Source organism: Micromonospora sp. CPCC 205558 (genome assembly GCF_036902955.1).
Classification (GTDB): Bacteria; Actinomycetota; Actinomycetes; order Mycobacteriales; family Micromonosporaceae; genus Micromonospora.
Map to the genome: position 1 here is coordinate 212,800 of NZ_JBAKHR010000005.1, position 16,832 is coordinate 229,631.

At 72.5% G+C, this 16,832-nt stretch carries 15 protein-coding genes; 9 read left to right on the top strand and 6 right to left on the bottom strand.

Going from position 1 to position 16,832, the window contains the following annotated elements; genetic code table 11:
* Positions 1-223 precede the first annotated feature (223 nt).
* Together V6U86_RS06055 and V6U86_RS06060 are read left to right on the top strand one after the other, a co-directional pair.
* Positions 224-1,078, top strand: a complete 855-nt coding sequence (locus tag V6U86_RS06055) for a DUF308 domain-containing protein (protein WP_334499348.1) — start codon at positions 224-226, stop codon at positions 1,076-1,078.
* A 158-nt stretch (positions 1,079-1,236) separates the two neighbouring features.
* A complete protein-coding gene (locus tag V6U86_RS06060) occupies positions 1,237-2,733 on the top strand; it encodes an alpha,alpha-trehalose-phosphate synthase (UDP-forming) (protein ID WP_334499350.1) in 1,497 nt (498 codons plus the stop codon).
* Positions 2,734-2,754: 21 nt separating this feature from the next.
* Here the strand turns inward: V6U86_RS06060 and V6U86_RS06065 are convergent, their stop codons facing one another.
* From V6U86_RS06065 to V6U86_RS06090, 6 genes are all read right to left on the bottom strand, one after another.
* Positions 2,755-3,549: an alpha/beta hydrolase gene (locus V6U86_RS06065; RefSeq protein ID WP_334499916.1), complete on the bottom strand. Its 795-nt coding sequence runs from the start codon at positions 3,547-3,549 to the stop codon at positions 2,755-2,757.
* Between the two features lie 132 nt (positions 3,550-3,681).
* Positions 3,682-5,088 carry a flavin-containing monooxygenase gene (locus V6U86_RS06070; RefSeq protein ID WP_334499352.1) on the bottom strand — a complete coding sequence of 469 codons (1,407 nt, stop codon included), beginning with the start codon at positions 5,086-5,088 and terminating at the stop codon, positions 3,682-3,684.
* A 117-nt stretch (positions 5,089-5,205) separates the two neighbouring features.
* Positions 5,206-5,898 carry an endonuclease/exonuclease/phosphatase family protein gene (locus tag V6U86_RS06075; protein WP_334499354.1) on the bottom strand — a complete coding sequence of 231 codons (693 nt, stop codon included), beginning with the start codon at positions 5,896-5,898 and terminating at the stop codon, positions 5,206-5,208.
* Between the two features lie 10 nt (positions 5,899-5,908).
* Positions 5,909-6,856: an ROK family glucokinase gene (locus V6U86_RS06080; RefSeq protein WP_334499356.1), complete on the bottom strand. Its 948-nt coding sequence runs from the start codon at positions 6,854-6,856 to the stop codon at positions 5,909-5,911.
* A 76-nt stretch (positions 6,857-6,932) separates the two neighbouring features.
* Complete coding sequence (locus tag V6U86_RS06085) at positions 6,933-7,637, bottom strand: hypothetical protein (RefSeq protein ID WP_334499358.1); 705 nt, start codon at positions 7,635-7,637, stop codon at positions 6,933-6,935.
* Positions 7,638-7,668: 31 nt separating this feature from the next.
* Positions 7,669-8,124, bottom strand: a complete 456-nt coding sequence (locus V6U86_RS06090; protein ID WP_334499360.1) for an SRPBCC family protein — start codon at positions 8,122-8,124, stop codon at positions 7,669-7,671.
* Between the two features lie 117 nt (positions 8,125-8,241).
* Here V6U86_RS06090 and V6U86_RS06095 point away from each other — a divergent pair, with 117 nt between their 5' ends.
* From V6U86_RS06095 to V6U86_RS06125, 7 genes are all read left to right on the top strand, one after another.
* Entirely contained in the window at positions 8,242-10,056 is a 1,815-nt protein-coding gene (locus V6U86_RS06095) for an AMP-dependent synthetase/ligase (protein ID WP_334499362.1), read from the top strand.
* Positions 10,057-10,070: 14 nt separating this feature from the next.
* Entirely contained in the window at positions 10,071-11,762 is a 1,692-nt protein-coding gene (locus V6U86_RS06100) for a sensor histidine kinase (protein ID WP_334499364.1), read from the top strand.
* A 7-nt stretch (positions 11,763-11,769) separates the two neighbouring features.
* Entirely contained in the window at positions 11,770-12,438 is a 669-nt protein-coding gene (locus V6U86_RS06105; protein WP_030337723.1) for a response regulator transcription factor, read from the top strand.
* Positions 12,439-12,628: 190 nt separating this feature from the next.
* Positions 12,629-13,438 carry an SAM-dependent methyltransferase gene (locus V6U86_RS06110; protein WP_334499919.1) on the top strand — a complete coding sequence of 270 codons (810 nt, stop codon included), beginning with the start codon at positions 12,629-12,631 and terminating at the stop codon, positions 13,436-13,438.
* A 79-nt stretch (positions 13,439-13,517) separates the two neighbouring features.
* The gene (locus tag V6U86_RS06115) at positions 13,518-15,176 is read left to right on the top strand and encodes a putative bifunctional diguanylate cyclase/phosphodiesterase (RefSeq protein WP_334499921.1); all 1,659 of its coding nucleotides are present in this window, start codon (positions 13,518-13,520) and stop codon (positions 15,174-15,176) included.
* Between the two features lie 385 nt (positions 15,177-15,561).
* A complete protein-coding gene (locus tag V6U86_RS06120; RefSeq protein ID WP_334499372.1) occupies positions 15,562-16,146 on the top strand; it encodes a TetR/AcrR family transcriptional regulator in 585 nt (194 codons plus the stop codon).
* Between the two features lie 20 nt (positions 16,147-16,166).
* Positions 16,167-16,829, top strand: coding sequence for a lysophospholipid acyltransferase family protein (locus V6U86_RS06125; RefSeq protein WP_334499374.1), 663 nt, complete (start codon positions 16,167-16,169; stop codon positions 16,827-16,829).
* Positions 16,830-16,832 lie beyond the last annotated feature (3 nt).

Sequence of the window (16,832 nt, forward strand, 5' to 3'; positions counted from 1 at the left end):
AGGCATCGAGCCATGCCACGATCACTGAGATCGCACTTGTCGCGCAAGAACGGACAAAGGAGCCCCGCCGCGACCTGCGGCAGCAGCCGTGACTTTGGAAGACGCGACACAACGCACTCCCGGAACCATGCCCTGACGTGTCACGATTCAGAGCACGGCGTGCGGACGGGCGTCGAAGGGCAGCGGTGGCCGCGCCGGAAGGCGCGTTAAGGGGGATGTCCGGGTGTCAGCGGGTGGGGCCCGCCGGGGACGGCGGGACAACGGGCTCGACGCGAACGAGTACGCCGTCGTCGGCGACGTCGATCCGCGCGTTGGTGAGCACCTGCTCGACGTGCTGGCCGCCGGTGGGATCGCCGCCTACCTCCAGCCCTCCGCCGACCTCAACCCGGTCACCCGTACCACCACCGTGCCGGCCCGGCCGGTCGACCGGCTCTACGTCGACCGCTCGCACCTGACCACCGCCCGGGACTACCTGACCCAGCTCGCCGACGAGACCGCTCCGGAGCAGCAACCGCCGCCTCGCGACGAACCGGACATCGACGCCGAGTGGGCGCGGATCGTGGCCGGCTTCCACACCACCTCCACGCCCGGTGACCACCCGTGGCCGGCCTCCGAGGACGTGGACGAACGGGACACCCGGGACGAACCAACCGCCGGCCCGCTGACCCGCTCCGGCACCGACGAGCCTGGTCCGACCGCCACCGACGTTCGCCGGCTACCGTCCGCCACGGACATCTCCGGGATCTCCGTGGGGCGCGGCACCCGACCGGACGAGCCCTCGCTGCTGGACGGGCTGGACACCTTCGGCGCGGACCTGCCCGACGACGAGGACGACGAGGGTTACCACCCGCCGCCACCGCCGCCGCTGCCCCGGGTCAGCAAGTACGCGGTGATCGGCACCCTGGGGGTGGTCGTCGGGTTCGTGCTGTTCCTCTTCCCGTGGCTGCTCCCGATCGACCGCTCGGCGGTCACGCTGTTCGGGTTCACCGGCATCCTGGCCGGTTTCGTCACGCTGGTCTGGCGACTGCGCCCCGGCGACGAGGACGAGGACGACCCGGACAACGGCGCCGTCGTCTGACGTCGGCCCGCATCCCGGGACAGCAGCGACCCGCCAGCGGCGTAACAGTGGTGTAACTTACTGTCAGTAGGAATACCGCTGTACGTCACTTCCCCCGCTGACTGACCGGTTTTCCCTTGCTCGCGGCGGTCAGTCCTCTGCTGATCGGAATGCCCGAGATGCGACAGAGTTCTCTCGTGGTGGTGGCCAACCGCCTTCCCATCGATGACAATCAGGCGCCCGACGGGGCCTGCGAGTGGCGGCGCAGCCCAGGCGGGTTGGTCAGCGCACTGCACCCGCTCCTGCGGCAGACCCCGGCGACCTGGGTCGGCTGGGCCGGCGGCACCGGGCCAGCCCCCTCGCTGCCGGACGTCGACGGCGTGCGGATGCACAGCGTCGCGCTCAGCCCGGAAGACCTGCGCGACCACTACGAGGGGTTCGCCAACGCCACCCTCTGGCCGCTCTACCACGACGCGGTGGAGCAGCCGCAGCACCACCGCCGGTGGTGGGAGGCGTACCAGCGGGTCAACCAGCGCTTCGCCGAGGCGACCGCGGAGGTGGCCGAGCCGGGCGGCGTGGTCTGGGTGCAGGACTACCACCTGCAACTGGTCCCCGGTCAGCTCCGCGCGCTCCGCCCGGACCTGCGCATCGGGTTCTTCCTGCACGTGCCGTTCCCGCCGCCGGAGCTTTTCATGCAACTGCCCCGCCGGGCCGAACTGCTGCGCGGCATGCTCGGCGCCGACCTGGTCGGCTTCCAGCGCGTGCAGGCGGCACACAACTTCGCCCAACTCGTGACCCGGGTGCTGGAGCTGCCGGCCACCGACCGGCGGATCGGCATCGACGATCGGGTCGTCCGCATCGGCGCGTTCCCCGTCTCCATCGACACCGCCGAAATGGCCGCGCTCGCCGGCCGCCCGGACGTGGCCGCTCGGGCCCACCGGCTCCGACAGGACCTCGGCGACCCCCGGCAGGTCGTCCTCAGCGTGGACCGGATGGATTACACCAAGGGCATCGAGCAGCGCCTCAAGGCGTACAGCGAGTTGCTCGCCAGCGGCGACGTCAAGGTCCGCGACACGGTGCTGGTGCAGGTCGCCATGCCGAGCCGGGAACGCGTCGGCCAGTACCAGATCCTGCGCGAGCGCATCGAGCGCGAGGTCGGCCGGATCAACGGTGAGTTCGGCCGGGTCGGCGAACCGGCGATCCACTACCTCACCCAGCCCTTCGACCGGGCCGAGCTGGCCGCACTCTACCGGGTCGCCGACGTGATGGCGGTGACCCCGTTGCGCGACGGAATGAACCTGGTCGCCAAGGAGTACGTGGCCGCGCGGGTCGACGACACGGGCGCTCTGCTGCTCAGCGAGTTCGCCGGCACCGCCGCCGAGCTGTCCCAGGCGTACCTGGTCAACCCGCACGACCTGGAAGGGCTCAAGCAGGGCCTGCGGGCGGCGCTGCGGGCCGACCCGGCCGACACCACCCAGCGGATGCGGGCCATGCGCGCCCACCTGCACCAGCACGACATCCGGGCCTGGGCCCGCTCCTACCTGCGCGCGCTGGACGAGGGCGGTGCCCTGATCAGTCGTCTGACCAGCCCCGACACTGGCTCCGACGGCACCGCAACGGTGCCCCGACCGGCCACCCCGACCGGCAGCCCGACCGTCCACCAGGCCGGCGGCTGACCACCAGGCCGGCCCGGCCGCTCAGTGCGCCGCGGGCTCCTTCTCCAGCCAGTCCAGGATCGCGTCGATCGGCTCCGCCCACCGCGCGTCCAACATGAGGTCGTGGCCCATCCCGGGGAAGAGCAACGGCGCCGACCCGTACCGGCGGGCCACCCGGGTCAACGTCGAAGCCGGCACCACCCGGTCGTCGGGGCTGCCCAGCACCAGCACCGGGGGCGCACCCACGGCCGGTTCGGCCTCCGGCTCACCCAGCAGCGCCCACTGCGCCCGCCGACCCGCCCGACCGAGGCGTCCGACGTACCGCCGGGCCTCCTCGTCGGGCAACTCGCGACTGAACAGCTGCCCCCGGTTGAGCCGCAACGGCCCGCCGAACACCGCCGGCAGCGTCCCTGCGGGGTTGCGGCGCAACGCCGCGCCCAGCACACCCCAGCCGCCGAAGACCGGCGCCACCAGCACCGCGCCCCGCGCCGGGTAGCGGGCCAACGCGTGCGCCACCACCAGGGCCCCGGCGCCGTGCCCCACCAGCACCGCCTGCCGCGGCAGGCTCGCGGCCACCTGGACCACATCGTGGGCGTACGACCGCAGCGTCGCCTCCGGCGCCGGCTCGCTGCCACCGTGCCCGCGCAGGCTCACCGCGTACGCCGGGAACCCCCGCGACGCCGCGTGACCCAACCAGTGCTCGGCGAACGCCCACGCACCGTGCCCGAACCCGGGAACGAAGAGCAGCGGCGGACGCCCCTCCTCCAGCTCGGGGATCGCGCTGAGCACCTCCCGCCGGGCCGGCCGGACCGGGCGGGACCACTCCCGGCCCCGCATGATCCGCAACTCACTCGCGCTCACGGTGCCAGCCTTTCGTTCGCGACTGCGGGGCTCGCAAGCTCACTCCTCGCGCTCACCGGGCCAGCCTTTCGTTCGCGACTGCGGGGCTCGCAAGCTCACTCCTCGCGCTCACTTGCCCTCCAGTTCGACGAGGGCGCGCTGGACGGCGCGCAGATAGTCGGCGTGCCCGACCTCGAACCAGTGCCGGCTGCTGTCCTTCACCGGCCCGGAGTACCGCTCCCCGGCCCGGTCCCGCACCCGGGACGCGAACGCCGCGGCGCGTTCCGGCCGGTCCCGGCGGGCCCGTAGCAGTCGGGCGAAGAGCACCGTCTGCCAGTGCGACAGGGTGAACAGCCCGGAGTCCGGCTGCAGCAGGCCGGCGACGGCCAGGGTCGGATGCCCCGGGGTGAACGCGTTGAGCCACAGCGTGGGCCGACCCGCGCCCGCGCTGTCACCGAACACCGACGCGTCGAGGAACTCGAAGCGCGGCAGGTAACCCGTGGCGAAGACGACCACCTCGGGGTCGATCTCGCGACCGTCGGCCAACTCCACCGCGTACGGGTGGAACCGGGCGATGTCCGGCACCGGGCCGATCCCGCCGTGGCCCACGTAGTAGACGAGCTGACTGTTCGCGATCGGGTGCGTCTCGTACACCCGGTGGTCGGGCTTGGGTAGACCGAAGCGGGTCAGGTCGCCGACGGTCAACCGCAGCGTCCAGTGGTAGAGCCACTGCCGTACCCGCAGTGGCACCCGCAGCGCCAACAGGGTGTCGTTGACCTGGTCGGCGGGCCGACCGAGGACGTACTTCGGCGCGTACCAGTAACCGCGCCGGGTGGAGTGCCAGCAGCGCGACGCCTGCTGGGCGGCCTCGACGGCGATGTCGCAGCCGGTGTTGCCGGCGCCGACGACCAGCACCCGCTTGCCGCGCAACTGCGCCGGGTCCTTGTATGACGAGGCGTGCATGATCTCGCCACGGAACTGTTCGAGGCCCTCGTAGCGGGGCAGCTTTGGCGACCAGTTGTGGCCGTTGGCGATCACCACGGCGGCGTACCGGGCGGTGCGCTCGGGGCCGTACCCGCCGGTGGACCGGGTGGTCACGTCCCACCGCTCCCCCTCGACGGGCTCGACCCGGATCACCTCGGTGCCGAACCAGATGTGCGAGCGCAGGTCGAAGTGGTCGGCGTACCGCTCGAAGTAGGACAGCACCTGACCGTGGTGCGGGTAGTCCGGCCAGGAGTCGGGCATCGGGAAGTCGGGGAACTGGGTGAACGGCTTCGACGAGATCAGGTGGGTGCTGGCGTACACCGGGCTGCGGTCGTGCCGCCAGTTCCAGGCGCCGCCGACGCCCGTCTCCCGCTCGTAGCAGTCCACGCCGAACCCGTGCTCGCGCAGGTTCTTGATGGCCGTCAGGCCGCTGGCCCCGGCCCCGATGACGCAGACCGTGTCGCCCCGGTCGGAGACCGGACGGCCGTCGCCGTTCGCCGCGGGCGAGGTCGCCTCCGGGTCGGGCCGGCCGTGGTCGGTGGAGGTGGACACCGGGGAGATCTCCTTTTGGTACGGCAGGCGTGCCGGTCGCCGCGAAATCCTCTCCACAACCGGGCCGGATGTCCAGTCCTGGAACTGACGCGTTAACGCTCGGGCCGGGCTCGGAGGTCAGCCGCCGGCGGGCAGGAGCAGGTCGACCAGGACCGGGAAGTGGTCGCTGGCCCGGCGGGTCTGCGGGGTGTCCACCACGTCGTAGTCGACCACGGTGATCCGCGGGTCGACGAAGAGCGCGTCGATGCGTCGGCGCGGGTCGGCGCAGGGGTAGGTGAGCCGCTCGGCCCGGTCGGCCGCCACCGCGGCGTCGGTCAACCCGCGCGACACGGTGGCCCAGGCGGGCCCGTCCGGACCCTCGTTGAGGTCCGCCCCGGCCAGCACCGGGCTGGTCGCCGCGTCCAGGCCACGCTTGAACTCGGCGGCCTGGGAGGGCCGCTCGGCCGGGTCGGTGGACAGGTGCGAGCCGGCGAGGGTGAACTGGGCGTCACCGACCCGGCAGTCGGCGTACGCGGCGCCGCGCAGGTGTCGGCCGGGGGTCAGCGGGAAACGCTGACAGCGGGTGCCGCGCACCTGGACCCGCAGGCTGGTCAGCAGCAGGTTGCCCAGGGCGGGCAGCCCACCGGCGGCCACCACCAGACCGAACGACTCGGCCAACGTGGCGGACTTCTGCCGCCACCGGAACCGGCGCGGCCCCTCCTGCACGATCACCACGTCCGGCGTCGCGGCCCGGACCACAGCCGCCAGCGCCGCGGTGTCGTCGCGCTGGCTGTGGATGTTGTACGACACCACGCGCAGCGGCACGCCCACCCGGCCCGCCTCAGATCCGGCGGGCCAGGTCAGCCGCGCCGATCACACCGGCGCTGTTGCCCAACTCCGCCGGGAGCACATCGGCCACCGGCAGGCGACCGCGCTGGGCGAGCGCGTCGAGGTACGAGCGGCGGGTGGGGCCGAGCAGCAGGTCACCGGCGTCGATCACGCCGCCGCCGACCACCAGGGTCTGCGGGTCGAGGATCTGCGCCATGTCGGCGAGGCTGGTGCCCAGCCACCGGCCGATCTGGGCGAACGCCTCGGCAGAGACCGGGTCGCCGCCCTGGGCGGCAGCGGTCACCATCGGACCGGTGATCGCCTCGGCCTCGCCGCCGGCCAGCTTCAGCAGGGCGGTGGCCCGGTTGGGCTCCTGGCGGGCGCCGGCCCGGGCGAACCGGACCAGGGCGCTGCCGCTGGCGTACTGCTCGATGCAGCCCAGGCGGCCGCAACCGCACTGGTGCCCGTCCGGCACGGCCAGCATGTGGCCCAACTCCGCGGCGATGCCGTGCGCGCCGCGCATCAGATCGCCACCGAGCACGATGCCGCCGCCCACACCGGTGCCGATCGTGAACATGATCATCGAATCGTCGGCGTCGCGGGCCGCGCCGTAGCGGAACTCGGCCCACGCGGCGACGTTCCCGTCGTTCTCCACGATCACGGGCAGATCGACGGCCTGGCTGACGTACTCGCGCAGCGGTTCGTCGCGCCAGGCCAGGTTGGGGGCGAAGAGCACGGTCGAGCGACCGGCGTCGATCCACCCGGCCGCGCCGATGCCGACGGCCTCGATGGTCCGACCGCTGGCCAGCTCGGCGACGAGTTCGATGATGACGTCGCGGGTCTTGGCGACGTCATCGGCGGGAGTGTCCCGTCGGGTCTGCACGAGGACCTTGCCGGTGTCGTCCACGACCCCGCCGGCCACCTTCGTGCCACCGACGTCGACTCCGATGGTCAGCGTCACCGCTGCCGCCCCCCTCTGCTGTGCTGTCCGGCCCAGGCCCCGGCCCACTGCCGGTCCGGGTCGGAATGTCCCGCGCTCAGGCGCCGTCGCCCGATGCTTCCGCGTCGGCGTCATCGGGCACCCGCGAGGCGGGCACCACGGGACGGGTGGTCGGTGCCGGCACGGTCGCCGACCCGGCCTCGTCGACGGGTGGTACGGCGGCCGGGGCGAGTGGGTCCGCCGTCCGGGTGGCGACCGACCAGACATCCCGCTCCGGCGCCGGCTGAGAATCATGCCCGCTACGGGTGGCATCGCGCCACACGCGGTCGTCTCCGGTCGCGCTGGACGGGGCGCTCGGGGCTGGCTCGGGGAGCACGTCGTCGGTGTTCGCGGTGGGTGCCGGCGCTGGTGTGGCGGTCGGCTCGGCGGCCGGCCCGGTGGGGCTCGGCGCGGCCGGTTCCGCCGGGGAGAACGCGCGGAGCAGGCTGGCGACGCCCGCGGCGAGGTCACCGGCGCCGGTCGCGAGACGTTCGGCGAATTCCGGACTCGGGTCCCGCAACGCGGCGATGCCCCGACAGACCGGGCAGACGCAGCATTCGGCCGAACCGGTGGCGAAAGCACCACCGGCGCCGGAGCGTTCGCCGGGGGCCGTGCTGTGACCGAGGACACCGGACAGCATCCCGCCCAACGAGCCGAACGCGCCGCCCGCCGAGCCGGCGGAGGCCAGTCGCGCCCCCGCCAGCAGGGTGGCGACCAGCCGCTCCGCCTCTTCCCGGGCCGAACCCGGATCCGTTCCGCCCACCGTCGGCTCCTCTACCGTGCCACCGGACACGTCACTGCGCCGCACCGGTTGCTTCTACCCGGCGCTTGAGCTGCTTCAACGCGGTGTCCATGATCATCTTTTCGGCTTTGCGCCGAAACATCCCGAGCATTCCGACCGACAGCTCGACCTCCAGCGTGTAGGTCACCGTGGTGCTGCCGTCCGGGTTACCCACCAGGTCGTACGAACCACGCTGAGCCTTCTGCATCTTCGAGGGGGCGACCAGGTGCCACTCGATCCGGGACAAATCCTCGGCGTACTCGTAGGCGAGCACGTACTCGTCGGCCATCACACCGGCATCGATCGTGAAATGCACCTGACTGGCGTAGCCGTCCTCGTACTCCTCGACGACCTCGGCGCGACGCACCGCGTCGGTCCACTCCGGGTAGCGCGCGAAGTCGCAGATGACCGCCGTCACCCGATCCGGTGCGGCGCCGATGATGATCGACTGGGTGGAGGAGTCCGCCATGGGGCGAGGCTACCCGCCTCCTGCTTGTCCCACCCCGACCGCCCGCCGGGTAGGTTTCGACACAGCCGACGCCACGGCGGCGGCCAGCCCGGCCAGTACAAGCACGAAGGAGTGCAGGTGCGCGAGTTCTCCGTCCCGCCGATCGTCGCCGTTGGCGACGCGGCCAACCTCACCGATCCGGTCTGGGACAACGCCGAAGTCGCGCCCGACGCCGTCCAGTTCGCCCGCCCCACCCCGGGCGCCGACGGCACCCTCACCGCCTGGACCGAGGTGACCTGCCTCCAGTTCCGCGACGAGGTGGCCGCCGTGGCCGGCGGGCTGATCGCCGCCGGCATCGAGCCAGGTGCCCGGGTCGGGCTGATGAGCCGCACCCGCTACGAGTGGACGCTGCTGGACTATGCCATCTGGACCGTGGGCGCGGTGACCGTGCCGATCTACGAGACGTCCAGCGCCGAGCAGGCCGCGTGGATCATCGAGGACTCCAATGCGGTCGCCGTCGTGGTCGAGACCGAGGCGCACGCCGCCCTGATCGCCGGGGTCCGACACCGGCTGCCCGAGCTGGGCCAGGTCTGGCAGATCGACCTCGGCGGGGTCGACGAGCTGGTCACGGCCGGCGCCACGGTCGAGCTGGCCGAGGTCGAGCGGCGGCGCAAGGCCGTCCGCGCCGGTGACCTGGCCACGATCATCTACACCAGCGGCACCACCGGCCGACCCAAGGGCTGCGTGCTCACCCACCGCAACATGTACGCCGACATCGCCAACGCGGTGCCGGTGCTGCCGAATCTGTTCAACGCCGGCGCGAGCACCCTGCTCTTCCTCCCGTTGGCGCACGCCTTCGCCCGGCTCATCCAGATCGGCGTCGTGCAGGCGCGGGCCACCATGGCGCACTGCGCCGACACCAAGAACCTGGTCGCCGAGCTGCAGGCGTTCCGGCCGACCTTCGTGCTCTCCGTACCCCGGGTGTTCGAGAAGGTCTACAACGCCGCCAAGCAGAAGGCCGAGGCGGACGGCAAGGGCGGCATCTTCGCCCGCGCCGAGCAGGTCGCCATCGCCTACAGCGAGGCGCTGGAGACCCCGGGTGGACCGGGCCTGGCGCTGCGCGCCCAGCACGCGGTCTTCGACCGGCTGGTCTACCGCAAGCTGCGCGCCGCGCTCGGCGGACGGTGCCGGGACGCGATCTCCGGCGGTGCGCCACTCGGCGCCCGGCTCGGCCACTTCTTCCGGGGTATCGGCGTGACGGTCCTGGAGGGCTACGGCCTCACCGAGACCTCGCCCGCCGCCGCGGCGAACCTGCCCAGCGGCACCCGGATCGGCACCGTCGGCCGTCCGCTGCCCGGCGTGACGGTGCGGATCGAGGACGACGGCGAAATCCTGATCTCCGGCGAGCTGATCTTCCAGGGCTACTGGCGCAACGAGACGGCGACCGCCGAGACGATCAGTGCCGACGGCTGGCTGCGCACCGGCGACCTGGGCCAGCTCGACGCCGACGGCTACCTGAGCATCACCGGCCGCAAGAAGGAGCTGATCGTCACCGCCGGCGGCAAGAACGTCGCCCCGGCGGTGCTGGAGGACCTGGTCCGGGCGCATCCGTTGATCAGCCAGTGTGTCGTGGTCGGTGACGCCAAGCCGTTCATCGCGGCGCTGGTCACCGTCGACGAGGAGGCGCTGCCGGCCTGGCTGGAGAGCGCCGGGTTGTCCCGCGACACCCCCGTCGAGCAACTGCGCGAGCACGAGGCCCTCCGCACCGAGATCCAGTCCGCGATCGACGAGGCGAACCGGGCTGTGTCGAAGGCCGAAGCGATCAAGGTGTTCCGGGTTCTGCCCCGCGACTTCACCGAGGCGACCGGCGAGCTGACCCCGTCGCTCAAGGTCAAACGCCAGGTTGTCCACAAGACGTACGCGGCGGAGATCGCCGATATCTACCGAGGCTGACTACCATCCGTCACGTGCCCGCATCGACAGCAACCGCACCGCACCCGCATCCCCTCGCCGCGGCCGCCCGCCTGGTGATGCTGGCGCTGATCGCCATCCTGACCCTGTTCGCCACCCACGACGTCGCCCAGCTGTGGTGGATCGCGTTGCTGGCGGTGGCCGGGCTGCCGGCGCTGCTGGCACCGCAGCACCGGCTGGTCGGCCCGCTGAGCCGGGTGGCCGAGGTGGTGGTGCTGGGGCTGGCCGCGAGCCACGTCGCCGCGGTGGCGTCCATCGGCGGCACGGTCGACGGCCTGGGCGCGTCGGCGGTGCTGCCCTACCTCGCGGTCCCGGTGACCGTCACCGCGCTGCGCCGCCGCTTCCTCGAGGGTGCCGCCCTGCTCGTGGTCACCGCCGCCATCCTGCTGGTCAGCGGTGCGCTGACCCAGGTCGACGGTGGCCCCCAGCTCGGCCAGCCTGGTTACCTCGCGGTCTGCGCGCAGTGGCTGATCCTGGCGGCGTTGGGGCTCTACGCCGCCGGCACGCTGCACCGGGTGATGGCGGTCCGCGGTGAGGGCAAACCCCAGCCGTACGCCGAAGCCACCCGGCTGCTGACCCAGCTGCGTACGGTGGCCCGGCAACTGCCCGGGGCGACCCTGGATCCGGGCGGCATCTCCGAGCACCTGCTGGAGGAGCTGCGCACGGTGGCCCGCGCGGACCGGGGCGCGGTGCTGTCGGCCAGCGGCGGCGGTCGGCTCGTGGTGCTCGCCCAGGCCGGCGTCGACCGGGTGGACTGGGAGACGACACTGGACGCGGACTCGGCGATCGCCGACGCCTGGGCCACCCAGCAGGCCACCACTGCCGCCCGGTCACAGTCCCGCTCGCACCGTGGCGGGGACGTGTCCGCGCTGATCATTCCGCTGGTCGCCGGGGTGCGCACGGTGGGGCTGGTGGTGCTGGAGGCCGACACCGCGCAGGCGTACCCGCCGCCGGTGGTGTCCCGGGTGACCGCGCTGACGCGCCCGGCCGCGCTGCGGTTGGAGGCGGCGCTGCTCTTCGACGAGGTGCGTTCGCTGGCCACCAACGAGGAGCGGCAGCGGCTGGCCCGGGAGATCCACGACGGGGTGGCACAGGAGTTGGTGATGGTGGGGTACGGCATCGACAACGCCCTGGCCACCGTCTTCGACGACGCCGACGAGACCGCCGAGGCCCTGCGTACGCTGCGCGGCGAGGTGACCCGGGTGATCCAGGAGCTGCGGCTGAGCCTCTTCGAGTTGCGCAGCGAGGTGGACCGGCAGGGCGGGTTGGCCGCGGCGATCGCGGAGTACGCGCGCACTGTGGGCGCGTCCGGCGGGCTGCGGGTGCACCTCTCGCTGGACGAGTCCACAGCCCGACTGCCGGCCGCCACGGAGGCTGAGTTGCTGCGCATCGCGCAGGAGGCGGTGACCAACGCGCGCAAGCACGCCGGGGCGTCGAATTTGTGGGTCACGTGTGAGGTCGACCCCCCGTACGCGCAAATAGAAGTGTCGGATGACGGTCAGGGGATGGCTGACCAGCGCCCGGACGGACGGTACGGTCTTGCGATCATGGCCGAGAGGGCGGAACGTATCCGGGGCCGGTTGGAGATCAGGCCGCGGCAACCGAGCGGCACGACCGTGGCGGTGGTTCTCGGCACCTCGGCCCGGCGCGATAACGTGCGCGGCAGCGCAGCACCAGAAGGGGAGTAACCCGAGGATGACCACAAGTCCGATACCGGCCACCCGTACCAAGGTCCTCCTTGTCGACGATCATGACCTGATTCGCAAGGGTTTGCGGCACGCTTTCGAGCGCGACCGCCAGTTCGAGGTCGTCGGTGAGGCGGCCACGGCGGCAGAAGGAGTACGCCAGGCCGGCGCCTTGCAGCCGGACGTGGTGATCATGGATCTGCGGCTGCCCGACGGCAGCGGCCTGGAGGCCACCCGTGCGCTGCGCAAGTCCAGCGCGTCGATGGGCATCGTGGTGCTGACCATGTACGCCGGCGACGATCAGCTCTTCGGCGCCCTGGAGGCCGGCGCGAGCGCCTTCGTGCCGAAGACCGCCCCGGCCGACGAGGTGGTGGCCGCCGCGCGGCACGCCGCCTCCTCCCCCAGCGCGTTCACCGCGGCCGACCTGGCCGAGGCGATGAAGCGCCGGCTCGCCCCGTCCGGCCCGCAGTTGTCTCCCCGGGAGGGGCAGGTGCTGCGGCTGCTCGCCGACGGGATGAGCGTGGCGGGCATCGCCAAGCAGCTGTTCGTCAGCGAGTCCACCGCGAAGACGCACATTTCCAAGCTCTACGAGAAGCTCGGCGCGGCCAACCGGGCTCAGGCCCTGATGACCGCACTCCGGCTCGGCCTGCTCGAGGCACCGGACGCGCCCAAGTTCTGACCTGTCTCCCGCTCGTCGAGCGGGATGCCGCGACCGACGGTCCGCGCCAGCTTCTCCCCGGCGCGGGCCGTCGCGCATCGACCGACGTCGGCGGGCAACCTCCGGCGCGCTATGGTCTGGCGTGCGTGGCGGGTGCACAATACCCGCGCGGGCGACGACGCTCGCGTCGAGGACTCGAGGGGTGAAACGCATGCAGCGGCCGGACTGGGCACCCGACATCATCGACATCGAGCGCCCGAGCGTCGCCCGGATGTACGACTACTACCTCGGTGGCTCGCACAACTTCGCCGCCGACCGGGCCGCAGCGCAGGCGATGGTCGCCGCGGTGCCCGAGGCGCCGCTGATGGCCCAGGCCAACCGGGCGTTTCTGCGCCGGGCCGTGCACCATCTCGCCGAGGCCGGGATCCGGCAGTTCCTCGACATCGGCTCGGGCATTCCGACCGTCGGCAACGTACACGAGATCGCCCAGCAGCTCGACCCGCAGTCGCGGGTGGTCTATGTGGACGTCGACCCGGTGGCGGTGGCGCACAGCCGCGAGATCCTCGCCGGTAACGAGCGGGCCGCGGTGGTGCAGGAGGACCTACGCCACCCGGAGGCGATCCTGGCCCATCCGGACGTCCGTAAACTGCTCGACCTGAGCCAACCGGTGGCCGTGATGGTCGTGGCCGTCCTGCACTTCGTCTCCGACGACGACCGGCCGGCGGAGCTGCTGCGGACGTTACGGGACGCGTTGGCGCCCGGCAGCTACCTGGTGCTGTCACAGGCCAGCGACGACGGGCGCAGCCAGGACGAACGCGCCGAGGCGGAGCGGGTCTACCAGCGCACCGACAACCCTCTGTGGGTGCGCAGCCGCGCGGAGCTGACCGCGCTCTTCGACGGCTTCGAGCTGCTCGACCCCGGCGTGGTCTGGGTTCCCGAGTGGCGACCAGACACTCCGGAGAGCGCGGAGGACGCCGAGCGCGCGGTCTTCATGGGCGGCGTCGGGCGCCTCGGTGACTGAGTCGCCGGGGAAGACGCCCTATCCGGGCACGTTCGCCCGAGCCTGGGCGAAGGCGGTCTCCGGCACCAGCTACCTACCGATGACCCAGGCCCAGTTGGAGTCCCTGCTGGACCGGCTCACCGGGCAACTGGCCAGCGCGTTGCTCACCGAGCCGTTCGACCTGCGGGCCGGGCACCGGGTCGGCGCCGAACTGGTCGCCGCGCACATCGCCTCCGCCGAAGGGCTGGGCCGTACCGTCGAGGTCATCCAGCTCCGCCTCGTACGCGACCTGGGGTTGGTGGCCGAGGACGTCGAGGACCGGATGGCCCGGCTGTTGGCGGCCGTGGCGACCGGCTACGCCCGCGCCCTGCGCGACCGGACGCTCGACGAGCAGGAGTCGATCCGCCGCGCCGCGATGCGGGCCCGCACGCAGGCCGAGCGGGCGCTGCGGGCCAGCGAGGCACGGTTTCGGCATCAGGCCACCCACGACCCGCTCACCGGCCTGCCCAACCGGACGCTGTTCACCGAGCGGCTCACCGCCGCGCTCAATGAGCCGGGCCGGGGCGCGCAACGGGTCGGAGTGTGCTTCCTGGACCTGGACCGCTTCAAGGTGGTCAACGACACCCTGGGGCACCAGATCGGCGACCTGCTGCTGGCCACTGTGGCGGAACGGCTGCGCAAGGCCATGGGTGAGCACCTGGTGGCCCGGCTCGGCGGCGACGAGTTCGTCATCCTGGTGGAGCGCACCGCCGGCACCGACGACATGGTCGCGCTGGCCGAGACGGCGCTCGCCGCGGTACGCACACCGGCGCTGGTGGACGGGCACGAGCTGCAGATCTCGGCGAGCATCGGCATCGTCGAACGCCAGGTGGCCGGGGCCAACCCCACGGACCTGATGCGGGCCGCCGACAGCACGCTGCACTGGGCGAAGTCCGCCGGTGGGGCGCGCTGGGCGCTCTACGACGCCGAGCGCAACCGACGTGAACTGGCCCGCTACGCGCTCTCCGCGGCCATCCCGGCGGCGTTGGAGCGGGGCGAGTTCTACCTCGACTACCAGCCGCTGACCTCACTGCGCGACGGCAGCCTCGTCGGCGTTGAGGCGCTGGTCCGCTGGCGGCACCCCGAGTTGGGGGTGCTGCGCCCGGACAGCTTCATCGGGTTGGCCGAGGAGACCGGCCTGATCGTCCAACTGGGCGGGTGGGTGCTGGCCGAGGCGTGCCGCGAGGCCGAGGCGTGGTCGGCCGGGGGTGCCGCCGCGCCGTTCGTCAGCGTCAACCTGGCGGTACGGCAGGTGCACCGGCCCGGGTTGGTGCAGGAGGTCCGCACGCTGCTGCGGCAGACCGGCCTGCCCCCGGAACGGCTCCAACTGGAGATCACCGAGAGCACGATGATGAGCACCGCCAAGGAGCCGGTACGCGCCCTGCGGGTCCTTGCCGACCTCGGCGTACGCATCGCCATCGACGACTTCGGCACCGGCTACAGCAACCTGGCGTACCTGCGGGACCTGCCGGTGACCGAGTTGAAGGTGGCCGGCGAGTTCGTGGCCGGCCTGCGGTCGTCCTCTGTCGGCCGCACCGACGAGCGGATCCTCGCCTCGCTGGTCTCGCTGGCGCACGCACTGGATCTGACCGTCACCGCCGAAGGGGTGGAGACCGCCGGGCAGGCCGAGCGGCTACGCGCGATCGGCTGCGACGCCGCCCAGGGCTGGCACTTCGGCCGCCCCGCCCCCGCCGATCGCATCCTGGCCCGCATCCGCTGAACCACCGGCCCCGCGCTCCCCGGCCGCCCGCGCTGGCAGACCGCCCGCGCTGGCAGACCGCCCGCGCTGGCACGCCGCCCGCGCTGGCAGGCCGCCCGCGCTGGCAGACCGCCCGCGCTGGCAGGCCGCCCGCGCTGGCAGGCCGCTCTGGGCCCCGGCCGCTCTGGGCCGCGGAGGGCTGGCCACACCGGCCAGCCCCATGATCGTGCTCGATCATTGATGTAGTGGTTTCAGCGAGCCGCGGAGACCACTACATCCTGGTTCGAGCACGATCACCCGCAACCCGCAACCCGCACTCGCACTCGCACCCGCACCCGCACGCGCACCCGCACCCGCACCCGCCCAGGAGTAGACATCGTCTACGCCCGCCTGGTAGACAGTGTCTATGGACGCGGACGAGCAAGGGCTGCGCACGCGGCTGGTGGCCGCCGGGGCGGACCTGGTGCTCAGCGAGGGCCAGTCAGCGGTGTCCCTGCGGGAAATCGCCCGCCGTGCCGGTGTCTCGCACGGCGCACCGCGCCGCTACTTCCCCACCCACGTCGACCTGCTCTCCGCCATCGCCCGCGAGGGCTTCGCCGACCTCACCGCCCGGGTCGAGCAGACGATGCGCGACGTCGACGCGGACCCGCGTACCCGATTGACCGCGCTGGCCCGGACGTACCTGGACTTCGCGGCGGCCCACCGCGGCATGTTCGAGCTGATGTTCCGGCACGACCTGCTGGACAGCGGCCGGCTGCGGCTGCGTGAGACGAGCCTGCCGCTGTTCGCCGTGCTGGCCGACCTGGTGGCGCAGGTGCGCCGCCCCACCGACGCGCCCGCGACGGTGCTCGCCGGCGCTCTCTGGGCCAACCTGCACGGCATCGCCCAACTCTGGGCCTGGGGCAGCCTGCCGCTGGCCACCGGCGCCACCGACGACGACGCCCTGCTGCACGCCGCGCTCGATGCCCATCTCGGCCCGCGGCCCACCTGAAACTCGACCCCGGAGGACACGTGCCGCTGCTGTACGACCTCATGAAGCTGACCGTCGGCACCACGCTGCGGCTGGCCTGGCGACCGCGCGTCGAAGGACTGGAGCACCTACCCCGACACGGTGGCGCGATCCTCGCCGGTAACCACCTCTCCGTCGCCGACGAGCTGTTCCTGGCCAGCGCGACCCCTCGGCACGTCACCTTCTGGGCCAAGGCCGAGTACTTCACCGGCCGCGGTCCCGGCGGCTGGCTCAACCGACAGATCGTCAACGGCATGGGTGCCATCCGGGTCGACCGCGCCGACGGCCGGGCCGCCCTGCGCGCCCTCGACGCCGCCGTACCGGTGCTGCGCGCCGGCGGCCTCGTCGCCGTCTACCCGGAGGGCACCCGCTCACCGGACGGGAGGCTTTACCGGGGTCGCGTCGGAATGACCCGACTAGCCCGCGACGCCGAGGTGCCGATCATCCCGGTCGGCGTGACCGGCACCGCCGAGGTGCTGCCGGTCGACGCGCGGCTGCCCCGCCGACACCCCGTCACCCTGCGGTTCGGCCCGCCGATCCCGGTCGCCGAGCGGATCAACGGCCCACGCGACATCCGGACGGTCACCGACGAGGTGATGGCGGCGATCCAGCAGCTCACCGGCCAGGAGTACGTGCCGCGCTACGCGCCCGCCCGGGAAGGCTGAACG

Bases quoted from the DNA above. Each gene is read 5' to 3' on its own strand.
- V6U86_RS06090 (WP_334499360.1), bottom strand. From the start codon at position 8,124: ATGGCGGACTCCTCCACCCAGTCGATCATCATCGGCGCCGCACCGGAT.
- V6U86_RS06110 (WP_334499919.1), top strand. From the start codon at position 12,629: ATGCAGCGGCCGGACTGGGCACCCGACATCATCGACATCGAGCGCCCG.
- V6U86_RS06115 (WP_334499921.1), top strand. From the start codon at position 13,518: ATGACCCAGGCCCAGTTGGAGTCCCTGCTGGACCGGCTCACCGGGCAA.
- V6U86_RS06120 (WP_334499372.1), top strand. From the start codon at position 15,562: ATGGACGCGGACGAGCAAGGGCTGCGCACGCGGCTGGTGGCCGCCGGG.
- V6U86_RS06105 (WP_030337723.1), top strand. From the start codon at position 11,770: ATGACCACAAGTCCGATACCGGCCACCCGTACCAAGGTCCTCCTTGTC.
- V6U86_RS06060 (WP_334499350.1), top strand. From the start codon at position 1,237: ATGCGACAGAGTTCTCTCGTGGTGGTGGCCAACCGCCTTCCCATCGAT.
- V6U86_RS06065 (WP_334499916.1), bottom strand. From the start codon at position 3,549: ATGCGGGGCCGGGAGTGGTCCCGCCCGGTCCGGCCGGCCCGGCGGGAG.